This window comes from Chitinophaga sp. 10T418, from assembly GCF_056394125.1.
Genome location: NZ_JBFTHG010000003.1, coordinates 426,447 through 443,304 on the forward strand (window position 1 = coordinate 426,447; position 16,858 = coordinate 443,304).

Sequence of the window (16,858 nt, forward strand, 5' to 3'; positions counted from 1 at the left end):
CATATACGCTACCTGTCTTCACTATTTTCCTCCGTAATATTCTACGTATATGCGAGGGGTTTCGTAGAGCTTAATACAATGCAGTTGTACATCTGCCGGCAAATGTTTGGCCAACTGGTCCCAGATAGCAATAGAAAGATTCTCGGCTGAGGTGAACTTACCTGCCATGAAATCTACGTCCATATTCAGATTCCGGTGGTCTATCTTTTCGATGACAGCATCCCGGATAATCACACCTAATGTCTTGGCATTGAATACAAAACCTGTTTCCGGATCAGGATTACCTTTTATAGTGACGTGCAGTTCGTAATTGTGACCATGCCAGTTTTCGTTGGCGCATTTACCAAAAACTTCTTCGTTCTTTTCTTTGCTCCAAGCCGGGTTAGATAACTTATGCGCAGCATTGAAGTTTTCTACTCGCGTTAAATAAATCATTATTGCAAAAAATTTTTGCAAAAATACCACTATTAAATGAGTAGCCCCAAATTATCCTAATTCCTGTCAATTGTTTTACATGGGGAACAATCAATTTTGCCGTATTTTTACGGCATGAAATTACTGGTAACCGCGGCTACCACACTGGAAATACAACCTTTTTTACAGTTCCTGGACCAACACCGCCCAACCTTATCCGCCGCTAATTGCGAAATCGATATCCTCATTGCCGGGATTGGCATGATGCACACTGCTTTCAGTCTGGGTCGGCACCTGATCCTGCATAAGCCCGATATAGCCATACAAGCGGGTATCGCAGGCACTTTCCGCCACGATTGGGAGCTTGGACAAGTAGTCACCGTGAAACGGGAATACCTGGCCGATCTCGGAGCAGAAGACAATGATCAGTTTAAAGATTTATTTGATATACAGCTCTGGCAGCCTTCACAAACACCCTTCACCGGCACTTGCCTGGAGAATACATTTGCTGGCCTGCCTGAGCTGCCCCCACTCTCTATCGCCACCGGTGTAAGCGTAAACCTGGTTAGCGGCAGCGAAGCCGCCATCAGGAAACTGGTAGGTAAATATGATCCCGATGTAGAGAGTATGGAAGGTGCAGCCTTCCATTATGCCTGCCTATTGGAAAATATTCCTTTCCTTCAGCTGAGAAGTCTCTCTAATTATGTGGAAATCAGGGATAAAAGTAAATGGAAGATTCCCCTCGCGATAAAAACACTCAACGAAGAACTGGTAAGAACGGTGCAAACACTGGCCGGCATTTAACAACAGACAATAAAATTTTGATAGCATATGCATTTATCTTTAGGTTTTTCACCTTGCCCGAATGATACCTTCATTTTTGATGCAATGGTCAACAACAAAATAGACACGCAGGACTTCACCTTTGATACCCACCTGGAAGACGTGGAAACACTCAACAACTGGGCATTGCAGGGTAAACTGTCGATTACAAAACTGAGCTTCGCCGTATACCTGAAAGTAAAGGATCAATATGAGCTGCTCAATAGCGGCAGTGCACTGGGACGTGGTTGCGGCCCTTTGCTCATCGCTAAAAAAGATATTCCCCTGGAAGAAATCAAAAACATGACCATCGCTATTCCAGGCGAAAATACCACCGCTAACCTCCTCTTCTCCATTGCCTTTCCGGAAGCAAAGAAGAAAAAAATAATGGTATTCTCTGAAATAGAAAATGCGGTGTTGAATGGCGATGTAGATGCGGGTGTGATCATTCATGAAAACCGCTTTACCTATCAGCTCAAAGGCCTGGTAAAACTGATGGACATGGGCGAATACTGGGAGAAAACTACCGGCAACCCCATTCCACTGGGAGGTATCTTTATCCGTAAAGATGTACCGGAAGCTACCCGCGCCCAACTAGATGCACTCATACACCAAAGCCTGCAAAACAGCTACACCACCTATCCGCATCTCTCTGAGTATGTGAAATCACATGCACAGGAAATGGACGAATCAGTTATGCGTCAACATATCGACCTCTATGTAAATGATTTCAGTCTTGACCTTGGCAGTGAAGGAAAAGCAGCAGTAGCAGCGCTGATGACAGCTGCGAAAAAAATCGGTCGTTAAACCAACTGTTTTTTTCGTTCTTTTGTTACGGTATGATCGAAAACAAGGATACAGACCTGTGGAACAGGTTCCGGCAAGGAGAGGAACAGGCGTTATATGCATTGTATGATCAGTATTATCATCTGCTCCTTTTCCTGGGCCTGAAAATATGCGCGAGAAGCGAACCGGTGAAGGATTGTATTCAACAGGCCTTTCTTTATCTCTGGGAGAAAAAAGAAGGCCTCGGTACCGTTACCAACGTACGGAGTTATATTATCACCTCCTTCAAACGCAAACTGCTACTGCATCTGCAACAGGAGAAAAAAGACAATGGACTATTATCGTTGTGGCTAAACCAGGACCCCGGCGATGACATACCCTCCCGGGAACAACTATTAATACATCAGCAACAAAACAAAGAAGCCATCAGGCGTATACAGGAAGCGATTACCTTACTCAGTCCACGGCAGAAAGAATTAATTAACCTTCGCTTTTATGAAGGCAGGAATTATGATGAAATAGCAGATATCACCGGACTTACACACCGTACTGTTTATAATCATTTGTATGAAGCACTGAAATCCCTCAAACAATCACTGGAACAGGATCTCAAATCGGGTAACCTCAATTTGAGAATGCTGTTGCTGTTACTTCCCTTATAAATTCCCTTAGATTTTTTTCAAGAAAGCACGCTTAAAATAAAAAATATCAAAATCTGAATATTTACCGGTCTACACCCGGTAAAAAGGAGACGATTGTCGCTCTACTTTAAAAATGGATAGGGAATGCAGCCAATAGAACTGACCGAATTAGATCTGTTACTCGATGATACCTTTCTGCAATATATCCGGCGGAATAACGATGGAGCTATTGAGAAATGGGAAACGTACATCGCACAACATCCCGAAATACGGGAGAAAGTGGCCGCAGCGGTGGAACTATATTATAATATCAATACCAGCGAAGCGGAAAGCGACAAAGCCACTCAGCTCACCCGCCTTCAACAGGCGGTAAAATCAACGGCTCCGGCGCGGGTACGCCGTATTAACTGGCAAAACTTTGCCTGGCGGGCAGCCGCCGCTGTACTTTTCCTGGCGGGCATTACCATGCTATGGAAAAAATTGCAGCCCAACACAACACCAGTTACCTTCCTGGTATACTCCAGCGAATGGGGACAACGGAAAATGCTGACTTTACCAGATGGATCTGCTGTTCTCCTGAATGCCAACACCACCGTTAGGATACCTTCTGATTACGGGAATAAACACCGGCATGTAGAATTGGTAAAAGGCGCCGCCCTGTTTGATGTAACAGGCAATACAGATGATCCGTTTGTAGTCACCAGCAAACAAATACAAACCACCGTACTCGGCACCTCCTTCCTGGTAAAATCATACCCATACGAGCCACAGTCCACCGTTTCCCTGCTCAGCGGAAAAGTGCGGGTGAGTGAAAACTCCGGCAAAGCCAGCGCCATAACACTTACACCGGGAGAACAGGCCAGATGGAATGAAACGGCACAGGAAATGACCAGGCAATCATTTGATACCATTGCCGTACATACCTGGAAAGCAGGAAAACTGGTATTCAACAATGCCAGCGTCCGGGAAGTAGTTACTCAATTGGAAAACTGGTATGGGATACCATTCGAGATAAAAGGAAATCTGTTAAATGCAAAACGCTTCTCAGGAGCCTTCGACAATGATAAACTTGAAAAAGTACTAAACATTTTTTGTTTCACAGCCGGATGCAATTTTCAAATACAACCGGATAAAGTAACGATTCAATTTTAATAAAAGCGTTTCCACCAAAATCGCTGAAATCGGGATCACCAGCAGGCTGCCGGCGCCTGTAGTGACCATATCAACCATTACATTTTAAAATCTGATGCATGACTTTTAATTATGCGCGCCTCCGTGCGCTGTTAAGCACTGCTATAAAATGGCAGTTTCCAGCTTTGGTGTTGTTGATATTGATAACCAGTATACAGGCATACGGGCAGCAAAAAAAAGTAATTCCCCTGCAGGATATTTCTATGCAGACAGCCTTTCGTAAAATTGAGTCCACTTACCAGGTGAAATTCTTTTATGTCGCAGGCACTTTACCTCCGCAACATATTACCCTCCCTTCAAGAGCGAGAAATATCCGGGAACTGCTGTCTGAACTGGAAGCCGCGTCCGGCCTTGAGTTCAGACTCAGCGGCAATATGATCGGCGTAGTAAAACACAATAATCCATCTGGTGTAAACGGGCCACCAGACCTGGTAAAAGGTACTATCACCGACCATAAAGGCCAGCCACTGCCCGCTACCACCATCCGGGATGTGATTACCGGCAAAGGTGCGGTCACAGATGCGAACGGCGCTTTTGCCATCGCCACAGAAGACGGCCATCCGGTTATGATCACCAGCATTGGCTATCGCGCTAAAACACAAACCATATCCGGCACCGATAACCATATTATACTCGAAGAGGATGCCACCAGCCTGGGAAGCGTAGTGGTAATGGGTTACACCAATAAACAAGCCGCAGAACTAACGGGCGCCGTACAAAAAATCTCCGGCAACCAACTGCGCAGCTCCGTATCATCTGCCAACATCCTGTCTATGCTGAAAGCAAAAACTACCGGCATGTACATCGTAGAACCCAGTGCCAGTGCAGGTGCCAAAGGACAGGTATTACTCCGCGGTGTTTCCTCTCTTCCTTCCGGCACCAGCTCTTACTTCGGACCACTCATCGTAGTGGACGGCGTCATCTCTAATTCACAATCATTGCAGGATGTGGTAAATCCCGCTGATGTAGAAAGTATTACCATCCTGAAAGATGCAGCATCCACTGCAATTTATGGCTCCAGAGCAGCACAGGGCGTTATTGTGGTTACCACAAAAAGAGCCGGTCAAAACAGCGGCGTACACGTTACGCTCGACACCCGGTATGGCGCCATCAAACTAAACCGTGCTATCCGGTTTATGAATACATCGGAAAATATCGCATGGATGGATAAAATGATGGAACACAGATGGGCAGAAACACCTTCCCTTCAACAGGAATTTCCCACCGCGGCCGACTTTATCCAACAACGAAGAATTTATACAGATGATGATAAATCAAAAGATTTTGATTGGGAAAAAGCAATGTACGATAATGGTAACTTTTCCGATGTGAGCCTTGGCTTAACGAGCGGCAACGATAAAACTACTATCTATGCGGGCCTTGACTGGTACAAAGAAAAGGGAATTACGTTGGGTAATACCTTTGACCGCCGTAACCTGCGCCTGAACATCGAACAAAATTTTTCATCTAAAGTAACCGGTGGTATCAATACCAGTGCCATCATCGATAAAACCATCACCCGAAATGCTCTACCACCGCTGTATCTGACACAACCTTTTGTAACACCTTATAAGGCAGATGGCTCACTGGCAGACAGTATACCGGTGAAACAATCCGACAATTTCGGAGTACCGTATACCACTTACACCCAAAATTTCCCGGCAGAGCAAAAGTATGATAATACGGCTATTGCAGACAACCAACACTTTACCGGCACCGGATGGCTCAGTTACAAAATATTGCCCTGGCTAAGCCTTAAAACCGCCAATACCATCGATTATATCAATATGCATAGTAACTCCTATCTGGATCCAAGAAGTTTCTCAGGAAAATATGGAGGTTACCCTTATCTTTTTGCACCAGGCGCATCAGGCATGAATGGTACCCTTTCTATTTCAGATTCACGCTTCTTTAATTTCATTACCACCAATACACTTAACGCCTCCAAACAGTTCGGCAGCCACAACTTCAGCTTCCTGGCAGGAACAGAGTGGGCGAAGCGTCATACCGAAACATCCACCACAGGTTACTATAACCTGTTGCCGGGTGAACGGAATGCCGGCGCTGCTAAAAACTTCGGTGACATCAGCAGTTATGTATCCGGCCGCCCGTACCGTCCTACAGGTACTTATACAGAACGCGCCAGTTTTTCTGCCTTCGGTGAACTGAACTATAACTACGCATCCCGTTATTTTGCGGCGGCCTCATTGCGCACGGATGCATTCACCAACTTTGGCCGCAACAAAAGATATGGTACTTTTTATGCCATCAGTGCCGGCTGGATGATTAACCGGGAAGCTTTTCTGGCCGATGTAAAAAGCATCGACCAGCTGAAGCTGAGAGTAGTGCACGGTACTTCCGGAAGGGATGTCGGGGATGGCTACCTGAACCAAACGCTCTATGGTACTAACAGTCCTTTTCCATATGATAATCAGAATGGGATAGGCTCCGCCATTACACAACTGGAAAACCCCAATATCAGCTGGGAAACAACCATCAACAATACGCTGGGCATTGACCTGGGATTATGGAACCGTGTGGTACTCACCGCTGATCTCTATTCCAAACTCAGTAAAAATCTGCTGCAGCAGGTGTATGTAGGCTCTGCACAAGGTTCCTTCCAACAGTATCAGAATGTGGGAGAAGTACTGAACAAAGGGCTGGAATTAATGCTGAATACCCGGAACATTGTTTCCAGGGATTTCAGTTGGACTACCAACTTAAACATCAGCTTCAATAAAAACAGTATACAAAAACTATATAACGATTCGTTGCTGGATGATTATAGCCGTGCCTATTATCGCTATAAAGGAGAAGATATCAATACCATTAAAGCCGTTCGTTATGTAGGTGTAAATCCTGATAATGGCGCACCACTATTCCAGAACTTTGACGCCTCCGGAAAACTGCAGGCAGTGGAAGGGATAGGCAACTATGGTGATCTGCGAAACTTTCAGCGCGTGGGATCTGCGACCCCTAAATTCTTTGGTGGTTTTACCAACACGTTCACTTATAAACAGTTTTCATTAAGTGCAGAAATATGGTTCCAGGTGGGCAACTATACCGCCATGAGCCTGATCAATAACTTCCAGGATCCAACGGCTCCCTTTGGCGGCAGAAATAATGTGAGCTGGCAATCATCTCAAAAAATATGGCAGCAGCCCGGCGATAAAAATGCTAACTACCCGGATGTATACAGCAGCAAGATGGATGACTGGAGAGTATTTACCAGCAATTCATCTCTTATATATGGTAATGCCAGTCATGTGCGCATGCGCAATATACGACTAGGTTACGACCTATCACCAAAGGCATTATCTAAACTGCACGCACAACGTGCAGGCGTATTCGTGAGTATGGACAACGTATTTGTGATCAAGCATAAAGATTATGTGGGGGCTGACCCGGAAGGCGCTCCCATCGGCGATGCCGCCTTTACCGGCATTGGTATTCAAAATGCCAATCCAAGACGTATTACTGCTGGCCTTAACGTAACTTTTTAAACTACTGCAACATGAATCGGAAAATATCTATAGCATTTTGCTGCCTCATTGCATTAAGCGCCTGCAATAAACAACTGGATGATCTTCGTCCGCATAATGTGATTACAGAAAAAGTGCAGTTTTCAACACCTGACGGATTTGCACAAGCCGCACTGGCCCTTTATCCTATGGTAACCCTTGGGGTTGGCATGGAAAACAATGCCTTTGGCTATGGCGGTACGGCCATGTTCCTGCCGGAAGCACTGGGAAACAATATCCACTCACTGGACCTGGGTCCTAATATGAACAGTGATGCGTTTAATTATATCAACTCAGCAGATAAAAATCACAGCTGGACTTATAATTTCTGGCGTGCCAGTTATTTTGCTATTCTACACGCCAACAAGCTGCTCGACAACGTAGCGAAGGATGAACAAAATCCGGTGATCCTGCAGGCGAAAGCAGAAGCACTGTTTATGAGGGCATTTGTATACTTCAACCTGGTGCGTTTATACGGTAAGCCGTACTACCAGGATGCCGCCAACAGCCCTGCTGTAATGTTGATCACAACGGCTGCCAATAACAGTGATGCTAAACCGGCACGCGCCAGCGTAAAAGCCGTGTATGACCAGATTATAAACGATCTGGAAACCGCTATGCCATTATTCAACCAGGAGAAATCCAGTAGCTATGGCAGTAAAATCGCCGCAACTGCGTTGCTGTCACGTGCTTATCTGTATATGGGTGGCACCTTCCAGCAGCCAGCGGTTCCCTTCAACCAGAAAGCGGTAACGAATGCCACAGCGGTCATCAGCAGCAACAAATTTGTTTTGCTGCAGGGCAACGCTTATCGTCAGTATTATAACAGTAACAACAAAAGTAACCAGGAAGATATTTTTGCGGGCAACATGGACTATGGCAATTCATCTATCAGCCAGTTATATGCTTACCCAACCAGGTCCGGCTACACAGGCGGTTATTATCGTCCTTCTTCCGCACTGTTGTCACTAATATCTCCACAGGATCTGCGGTCTTCACATTACATAAAAAATGTAACACCGGGTTTAGATAAAGATACCATTGCTTCCGTGAAATACATGTATCTCTATACCGCCCTCTTTAGCAAATCACCTTTCCACTATATCCGGCTGGCAGAGGTATACCTGAATCGCGCAGAAGCTTATGTCAAACTGGGTAACAACGATGCTGCCTTAACAGATCTGAACGCCATCCGCAACCGTGCAGGGCTGCCATCCGTAACCCTTTCCGGCCAGGCACTCTTTAATGAAATATTGCTGCAACGCCGTATAGAACTGGCTTTCGAAGGCCACAATGCTTTCGACTATTTCAGAAACGGCTTACCAATGGTCAGAAATTATGCATCCGTTGGTAGTGGCCCTATCACGATAGAAGCCAGCAGTAACAAAATACTGCTCCGCATTCCACAGGAAGAAATCACACTCAATCCTAATCTTACTCAAAATCCATAATAGTATATGAAAAAAATAATCAGCGTACTATCATTACCGTTAGTCCTTGCACAAGTAGCTACTGCACAACAAAAATTCAGTATATACGGTACCGTTAGCGGGAATGCTCCTGCTAAATACTATCTGCAATACAACAATGGCCAAAAATATATTACCGATAGCTCCATTGTAACAAACGGCAGGTTCAGCTTCACCGGCGTAATACTTCAACCAACACCCGGTATATTTTCCGCCAGACTCTCCCAAAACATGAGTGGCGATAAAAGCGAACAAGCCTATCTGTTCCTGGAACCTACTGCTATGACCATTACCGTACAAAATGGCGATCTCGCTACCACTGTCCTGAAAGGTTCTGTGAGCAATGAGGATAATGTAAAGCTGGAGCAGGAAAAAGAAGCTGCTACCGTCCAATACAAACCGCTGCTGGAAGCCTTACGCAATGAAAAAGACCACGACAAAGCCGGCGCTATCCGCGAACAGTTGGCACCTTATTTTGAGACCAACAGCCAACTGTCAAGAAAATTCATCCGGGAACATCATAACGCTTTCCTCAGCCTTTACCTCATGCGCTTTGAAGTAGGGAGCATGTCACTGGATTCTGCCAGATACTATTTCAACAGTTTAAGCAAAGCTTTGCAACAAAGCAAAGATGGCCAGAAGATAGGTAAGGAAATTAAACAACTGGAAGAGGGATCTCCCGGCAGTGTCGCTTTCAATTTCAGTAAAAAAGATATCAACGGACAACAACTGAATCTGACTGATTTCCGGGGCAAATATGTACTGCTCGATTTCTGGGCCAGTTGGTGCGTTCCTTGCCGTGCAGGTAATCCGCATCTGCTGGAATTATACAAACAATACAAGGATAAAGGCTTTGAGATTATCAGTATTTCAGATGATGACCGCAATCATGATGCCTGGAGAAAGGCAGTAGAAAAAGATGGTATAGGCGTCTGGAAACATGTACTGCGTGGACTGGATTGGGACAAGCGTAACAAGAACCTCCCAAATCCTGAAGATACCAGCGATCATTTTGGTATTCATTCTTTACCTACTCAAATTCTTGTTGATCCCAAAGGTATGATCATTGCCCGCTATGGCGGTGGTGGAGAAGAACATGAGGCACTCGATAAAAAATTGAAAGACGTTTTAAAGCAATAATTCAAGAGCAAAAAGCCATCGAAGCGGTTGATTTTAGCGGATAACCCGTTATTCATTCGCTCGGATGGCTTTTGCTTTCTGCTTTCCACTTTATGCTTTCTTCAATGCCTTCCCGTATACTTCCAGCGCACGCTTCCGTGCTTCTTCATGTAACACAACAGGTTTTACATAATCAAACCCTTCGAATTCAGGTACCCATTTACGGATATACTGCAAGTCTTTATCAAATTTCTGTGTTTGCAATGTTGGATTAAACACACGGAAATAAGGAGCAGCGTCACAGCCCGAACCCGCCGCCCATTGCCAGCCACCATTATTTGCCGCCAGGTCATAATCCAGTAATTTCGCGGCAAAATAAGCTTCTCCCCAACGCCAGTCAATCAATAAGTGTTTGGTTAAAAAACTGGCAGTAATCATGCGCACGCGGTTATGCATGTAGCCAGTGGTATTCAGTTCCCGCATGCCTGCATCTACAATAGGATAGCCTGTTTCACCTTTACACCATCGTTCAAATTCGACTGCATTATTACGCCAGGTTATTTTATCGTATTCTCTCTTAAAAGAATTTCCTACCACATGTGGAAAATGCCAGAGGATCATCTGGTAAAACTCACGCCATATCAATTCTTTGGCAAAAGTAGTATTGAGCTGCATGGCATGCTGCATCAATGCCCGAATGCTGATGGTACCAAAACGCAGATGAATACCCAACCGGGAAGTACCACCTATAGCAGGAAAATCACGGGTGGTATCATAATGTTTGATCAATGCTTCCGGTAGCGCTGCTGATGGAAATAGTTGCTCCCCTGCCACAAATCCTATCTCTTTCAGTGAAGGAATTTTCACAGGTAGCTGTTGATGGAGATGTACAATATATTTTTTACAGGGATAAGGTTTAAGATAAAAAAAAGTCAGCTTATCATGCCACTTTTTACTGTAAGGTGTAAAAATCGTATATGGTTCACCGTTATCTTTCAGCACTTCATTTTTTTCCAGTATTACCTGATCCTTATAAGTATGAAATGAAATATCTTTCTCCCGGAGTTGCTTTTCTATAGCGGCATCCCGGCTTCTGGCATAGGGTTCATAATCATGATTGGCATATACTGCAGCTACGGAATATTTCGAAGTCCAATGTGCAAATGCAGCTTCGGGGGTACCATAAAAAAAATCCAGTGAACTGCCTTTCTGCTGCAGCTGTTCCTGCATTTCTTCCAGTACTGCATGAATAAAAGTAAGACGGCGATCCTGTTTATCTTCCAGATCATTCAGAATATTGGTATCAAAAACAAATACTGGTACTACCGGTATTCCTGCGCGCAAAGCATAATAAAAAGCGGCCTGGTCTTCCAGTCGCAGATCACGGCGAAACCAGCAGAGACTAACTTTCTGTTCCATCTTTATCGGATATTTTTTTGCGGAGATAAGCGTATGAGACACTTCGCTAAAAGCTAAAAGCTAATGGCTAACTGCTTTTACAGCATTCCCTCATGCAATACTTCATGTAAAATAGCAGCAGTGGCATTGCCGTAACTGCTGTCGCGGAAAAGGCCTACCCAGCGGATACCGTAGATGGCATTCGTTAGAAATATTTCATCCGCATTTTCGAGGTCGTCAATATCGAGGGGGCTTTCCTGCACCTTAAAAGGAAGTTCTGCTTTCAGAAGATACTTCCTCATGACACCGCAAACACCTCCTTCCGTCAGCGGCGGCGTATAAATTATTTTATCCCGTACGATGAACAAATTAGCGATGGTGCTATCAGCCACGCGGCCATATTGATTCAGCAGAATGGCTTCATTCAACCGGTGTTGTTTGGCATACATGGCCGCCATTACATAAGGCAGGCAGTTATTGGATTTAACTGCCGATAACTTATCGCAACTCTTTTTCACATCCGGAAATATATCCGTTACCAGGCCATTCTGATTTAATTCCAGTACAGTTTTACTTAATTCCCAGGATTGAATAATGTAATTGGGCAGGTTGTTGATAGGATCATACAAACCACCATCAGAGCGAAATATAGCCAGTCGCACCCGGGCCATATGTGACACATTATTTTTGTTGCAGAGATCAATAATCTGCTTTACAAAATATGCTTTGGTAAAATGAGTGGGAATATCAAAGTGCAGCAGGTGTAAACTGGCGAGCAACCGCTCAAAGTGCAGGTCTGCCAGTAATACATTCCCCTGGTATACTTTCAGGGTTTCAAAAAATCCATCCCCGTATCTGAAAGAACGATTGTCGGCAGTAAAAATCGGGTCAGCCGCAGGAATGTATTTACCATTGTAACAAAGAAATCCAACTTGCACCTCGAACTATTTTAGCAAGTTGAAAGGTACCAATTATTTAGCGATTTCAGAAGTTTGGGATTTCCGGATTTTGTTTCAGGTAAGTATGTATTGCTGAAACAAATATCTGATTTTAAACCAATCCGGCGGAAGCTGGCACCAGCATTCAGCTTAGACAAGTCATTGTGGGCCTGTTAATTCCCTGGTATATGAATAGTTGATGCAGCATGACAAATCAAATCCTTTTTATAGTGCCTATTATAGGTTCGGAATAAACAAATAGACTAACAATGTAAACTTATAAATATTAAAATTAATCATATAGTAAAAACGACTATCTTATAAAATACGAATGCCCTGTGTTCCTGAAAAGGAAGCAGGGCACGGGCACGTATATACGTAAATTATCCGGTTAGATATTCATCTCCGGAATTTCACCTTCTACAATCAACTTACCGGCGGTTTTGGAACGGATTTCTTCTACACTTACACCTGGTGCACGTTCCAGCAACTTAAATCCTTCTGGAGTAACATCCAGCACTGCCAGCTCTGTTACTATCTTCTTCACACAATTAACACCTGTAAGCGGGAGTGTACATTGCGGCAGCAGTTTACTTTCTCCTTTGGGATTGGTATGCATCATAGCCACAATGATATTCCGGGCTGAAGCTACAAGATCCATCGCACCTCCCATTCCTTTCACCATTTTACCCGGAATCTTCCAGTTGGCAATATCGCCTTTATCAGAAACTTCCATAGCTCCCAGCACAGTGAGGTCTACTTTACCGGCGCGGATCATACCAAAACTCTCCGCAGAATCGAAAAAGCTGCCACCAGCCAATAGGGTGACGGTTTCTTTACCGGCATTGATCATATCAGCATCAATATCTTCTGCTGCCGGATAAGGGCCCATACCCAGTATCCCGTTTTCAGACTGCAGCATAATGGAAACACCGGCGGGGATATAGTTGGATACCAATGTAGGAATACCAATACCCAGGTTCACATACATACCATCCTGCAGTTCCTGCGCTATTCTTTTGGCAATGCCATATTTGTCGAGCGACATAAAATCAGATTTGAAGAGTGGAGAATTTGATGAACTAGATCTTTACAGTCTTGCGTTCAATCCGTTTTTCATAATTACTACCCTGGAAAATGCGGTGCACATAAATGCCCGGCACGTGGATCTGGTCAGGGTCCAGCTCTCCCGGTTGCACCAGGTGTTCTACTTCTACAATGGTAATATTCCCTGCTCTAGCCATAGAAGTGCTGAAATTCCGCGTGGTTTTGCGGAATACCAGGTTACCCATGGTGTCGCCCTTCCATGCTTTTACAATGGCATAATCCGCGTGCAGAGCCAGTTCCATCAGGTGAGGCTTTCCATTGAATTCACGGACTTCTTTGCCTTCAGCGATTTCTGTACCGTAACCGGCAGGCGTAAAAAAAGCAGGAATACCCATTCCTGCCATCTGGATACGGGTGGCCAGTGTACCTTGTGGAATCAGGTCTACTTCAAGTTCTCCCGCCAGTAACTGTCTTTCAAATTCTGCATTTTCACCCACATAGGAAGACATCATTTTCCTGATCTGCCGTGTTTTTAACAACAGTCCCAGACCAAAATCATCTACCCCGGCATTATTGGAAATACAGGTAAGATCTTTCACCCCTTTTTTTACCAGGGCAGTAATACAATTTTCCGGAATCCCACACAAACCAAACCCTCCCAGCATCAGCACCGCTCCATCCCGGATATCTTGTAAGGCTTCGTCGGCATTAGCTACTACTTTGTTCATGTTTTGGTGTTTTATAGATTAAGGCTGCCGCTTAATAAACGGCCGGATGGTATCGGCCTTCGGCAACAACAGTACGCTGTCTGCATACGGGAAAAGACTCTTTACACGAAAGCGCAGGGGCGCGTTTTCTTCAATCGGGTTACCCAGCCGCTGCTTCTTGGCAGCGATATCTGTCTGCACCATTTGCATCACTTCTTTTAACCTGCTGGGATGACTTTCATAATATTTATAACTCTCCATAAATTCCTTTACGGTCACTTTATGGACATCCAGTATCTGTTTGTAATAGATCTTTACTTTTTCCTGTCTTACGGAATCATAATTCGGAGAATAGGTGAGCGACAATTGTTGCTCATTACTGTAAGCATCAGCAATAGACATATCTTCCAGGATACTGGTCATTTTCTCCCTGGACAGATATTTAGACGGTACATTATCACCATCACCACAGGCGAACAAAAACAATACTAACAAAGCCAGGGTGGTGGATTTCATCATTACATTATTCATTATCGCTATTAGCTTTTACCTATCAGCTTTTAGTTTAACGCGAAGGATTTACCTTACGGCTAACTACTAAAAGCCAATGGCTGTTACTTCATCTGTTGATATTTCTGTGCATTGGGTACGTCCATCTGGGACAGTAGCTCCGCAGCACGGCTTCGTTCCTGCGGCATTGCCTTGGAGAATAGCTTCTGCAGTTCATCCCCCTTGGCACTGAAAAATGTTTGCATCAGCATGGAGTTGGGAATGTCCTGATGAATGGAAAACAGCATATTCAGGCAATTCAGGATGGTTGCACGGCCTTTGTTCACATCATCGTACATCACATCCAGTCCCTGCCGGTGATACTGGTACATCACATCATGAAACTGCAGGAATTTCGCGTTCAGGAGATTATCCTGCAGCCAGTAGCGGTTACGGTTCCCTTCAAAGGCCTTCCAGCCGGAGATATCCTTTCCATCCGGGGCATTATTGACAATGTTAAGTGCTTTTTTGAAGTACACATCGCCACCGCGTGGTGAAAAAGAATCATAATCCAGTCCCAGGATCACATTTACATAATAAGCAAGAATAGCCGTGAGATTGGATGACAGCGGATCGTTGCCCACTATGCGGGTATCGCTGTATTCCAACTGCTGAAATTCAACATAGCGGAATACCACGTTATTGTCCTGGATATTCAGCAGACTGGTAACATAACTGCTGTTAAAAACCGGTCTGGTGGCTTGTATGGTCAGTGTGGCCTTATAACTATCGGCCCCGGAGGTACCGGTTACATTAAGCAAAAAATTACATTCTATCCGTTCCGCCGGTGTAAAGGCATCGTTGGCCCAGTGGCGGTTATTGAGGAATTCCCGGATGGAATTTTGCAGGGTAGTAAATATTTTCTTGTCTACCCCCTGTACCTGGCCGGCCACTACAGATACGTTGGCTCTGATTTCCTGGGCCTGAACGGGGCGGCAGCAGAATAATACAAATGCGCCTGCTATCAGCAGGAGGAACGGGAAACGGTTATGCATGTTGCAATTCGATTATAGCGGAAACAATATCCTGTGCCACGGCTTGTTTTGATTTCAGCGGGAAACTGGTTTCTTTCCCGTTTTTATCAAACAGCGTTACTTTGTTGGTATCATAGTTAAACCCGGCACCTGCGTCTGCGAGTGAGTTCATTACAATCATGTCCAGGTGCTTTTCCCGCAGTTTTTTGAGGGCATATTCCTTTTCATTGTTTGTTTCCAGTGAGAAGCCGATCAGCAATTGCTGTGGCCCTTTCTGGTCGCCCAGTGAGCGGAGTATATCAGGTGTTTTTTCAAGATCTATGTGTAATTGGGCTTCCCCTTTCTTAATCTTCTTATCCGCCACATTTGCAGGGCGGTAGTCTGCCACTGCGGCGGCGGCCACTACAATCGCAGCATTTGGATAACGGGCCGTTACCTGATCAAACATTTCCTGGGCGGTTTGCACCCGGATGGTGGTTACACCGGTATGGATGGTTTGCTGGGAGGTAGGTCCCAGTACCAGCTGTACGTTGGCGCCCGCATCTGCAAGGGCTTCAGCAATAGCGATTCCCATTTTACCGCTGGAATGGTTGCTGATATAGCGCACCGGGTCAATATGTTCGATGGTAGGTCCGGCTGTTACAATAGCCGTTTTACCACTTAAAGGCTTGTTCCTGTTATTGTTTGCCTTCGGCAGATGTTGTTGCAGCCAGGCGACTATTTGCTCAGGTTCCGCCATCCGGCCTTCACCGAACAGGCCACTCGCCAGTTCGCCGGAGGCGATGGGTATTTGCTGATGACCATAGGAGATGAGTTTGTCCACATTGCTGCGGGTAGCCGGGTGATGCCACATATCTTCATCCATGGCGGGGGCAAATATAACCGGGCAGGTGGCAGAAAGGTATACCGCCAGCAGCAGGTTATCACAAAGGCCCAGGGCCATTTTGGCGATGGTATTGGCTGAAGCGGGGGCTATAACCATTACATCGGCCCAGCGACCCAGCGCAACGTGGTTATTCCAGCTGCTATGATCGCTGATATTCATCGGCACCTCGTTTTTGGAGAGGGTGGCAAGAGTGAGAGGGGTAATGAAATCGGCGGCCGCAGGTGTCATAATCACCTTTACTTCAGCGCCCTCCTTTACCAGCAGGCGGATCAGGGTTGCCGCCTTATAGGCAGCAATGCTGCCGGAAACCCCCAGCAGGATCTTCTTTCCTTGTAGCATCTTAATAGCGTCCATGGACATATATAAAAACAAAAGCGGCAGAAATCATTCTGCCGC

The 16,858-nt window shown here is 45.2% G+C and carries 15 protein-coding genes; 7 read left to right on the top strand and 8 right to left on the bottom strand.

The window, feature by feature from the left end; translation table 11 throughout:
• Positions 1–21 precede the first annotated feature (21 nt).
• Entirely contained in the window at positions 22–435 is a 414-nt protein-coding gene (locus AC1DCV_RS09840) for a 6-pyruvoyl trahydropterin synthase family protein (protein WP_441573641.1), read from the bottom strand.
• A 114-nt stretch (positions 436–549) separates the two neighbouring features.
• Between AC1DCV_RS09840 and mqnB the strand changes: the two genes are divergently transcribed.
• The 7 genes from mqnB (at position 550) to AC1DCV_RS09875 (ending at position 9,984) form a co-directional block, all read left to right on the top strand.
• Positions 550–1,218: a futalosine hydrolase gene (gene mqnB / locus AC1DCV_RS09845; protein WP_477023042.1), complete on the top strand. Its 669-nt coding sequence runs from the start codon at positions 550–552 to the stop codon at positions 1,216–1,218.
• A gap of 27 nt (positions 1,219–1,245) precedes the next feature.
• Positions 1,246–2,043, top strand: coding sequence for a 1,4-dihydroxy-6-naphthoate synthase (locus tag AC1DCV_RS09850; protein ID WP_477023043.1), 798 nt, complete (start codon positions 1,246–1,248; stop codon positions 2,041–2,043).
• A 32-nt stretch (positions 2,044–2,075) separates the two neighbouring features.
• Positions 2,076–2,684, top strand: coding sequence for an RNA polymerase sigma factor (locus AC1DCV_RS09855; protein ID WP_477023044.1), 609 nt, complete (start codon positions 2,076–2,078; stop codon positions 2,682–2,684).
• A gap of 123 nt (positions 2,685–2,807) precedes the next feature.
• A complete protein-coding gene (locus tag AC1DCV_RS09860) occupies positions 2,808–3,815 on the top strand; it encodes a FecR family protein (protein WP_477023045.1) in 1,008 nt (335 codons plus the stop codon).
• Positions 3,816–3,913: 98 nt separating this feature from the next.
• Positions 3,914–7,357: a SusC/RagA family TonB-linked outer membrane protein gene (locus AC1DCV_RS09865; protein ID WP_477023046.1), complete on the top strand. Its 3,444-nt coding sequence runs from the start codon at positions 3,914–3,916 to the stop codon at positions 7,355–7,357.
• Positions 7,358–7,368: 11 nt separating this feature from the next.
• Positions 7,369–8,826, top strand: coding sequence for a RagB/SusD family nutrient uptake outer membrane protein (locus tag AC1DCV_RS09870; RefSeq protein WP_477023047.1), 1,458 nt, complete (start codon positions 7,369–7,371; stop codon positions 8,824–8,826).
• Positions 8,827–8,832: 6 nt separating this feature from the next.
• Positions 8,833–9,984 (top strand): redoxin domain-containing protein, encoded by a 1,152-nt coding sequence (locus tag AC1DCV_RS09875; protein WP_477023048.1) that lies wholly within the window; start codon positions 8,833–8,835, stop codon positions 9,982–9,984.
• Positions 9,985–10,074: 90 nt separating this feature from the next.
• Here AC1DCV_RS09875 and AC1DCV_RS09880 read toward each other — a convergent pair whose 3' ends face one another.
• The 7 genes from AC1DCV_RS09880 to coaBC all read right to left on the bottom strand — a co-directional run bounded on the left by AC1DCV_RS09880 (position 10,075) and on the right by coaBC (position 16,816).
• Positions 10,075–11,382, bottom strand: coding sequence for a cryptochrome/photolyase family protein (locus AC1DCV_RS09880; protein ID WP_477023049.1), 1,308 nt, complete (start codon positions 11,380–11,382; stop codon positions 10,075–10,077).
• 77 nt (positions 11,383–11,459) lie between these two features.
• On the bottom strand, positions 11,460–12,299 hold the full coding sequence (locus AC1DCV_RS09885; RefSeq protein WP_477023050.1) for an aminotransferase class IV: 840 nt from the start codon (positions 12,297–12,299) through the stop codon (positions 11,460–11,462).
• A 391-nt stretch (positions 12,300–12,690) separates the two neighbouring features.
• Positions 12,691–13,347, bottom strand: a complete 657-nt coding sequence (locus AC1DCV_RS09890) for a 3-oxoacid CoA-transferase subunit B (protein WP_477023051.1) — start codon at positions 13,345–13,347, stop codon at positions 12,691–12,693.
• A gap of 34 nt (positions 13,348–13,381) precedes the next feature.
• The gene (locus AC1DCV_RS09895; RefSeq protein ID WP_477023052.1) at positions 13,382–14,074 is read right to left on the bottom strand and encodes a CoA transferase subunit A; all 693 of its coding nucleotides are present in this window, start codon (positions 14,072–14,074) and stop codon (positions 13,382–13,384) included.
• A gap of 18 nt (positions 14,075–14,092) precedes the next feature.
• Entirely contained in the window at positions 14,093–14,584 is a 492-nt protein-coding gene (locus tag AC1DCV_RS09900; RefSeq protein ID WP_477023053.1) for a DUF4296 domain-containing protein, read from the bottom strand.
• 83 nt (positions 14,585–14,667) lie between these two features.
• Positions 14,668–15,597, bottom strand: a complete 930-nt coding sequence (porD, locus tag AC1DCV_RS09905) for a type IX secretion system protein PorD (protein WP_477023054.1) — start codon at positions 15,595–15,597, stop codon at positions 14,668–14,670.
• Complete coding sequence (coaBC, locus tag AC1DCV_RS09910) at positions 15,590–16,816, bottom strand: bifunctional phosphopantothenoylcysteine decarboxylase/phosphopantothenate--cysteine ligase CoaBC (RefSeq protein WP_477023055.1); 1,227 nt, start codon at positions 16,814–16,816, stop codon at positions 15,590–15,592. The genes porD and coaBC overlap by 8 nt, the downstream gene beginning before the upstream one ends.
• Positions 16,817–16,858: the final 42 nt, after the last annotated feature.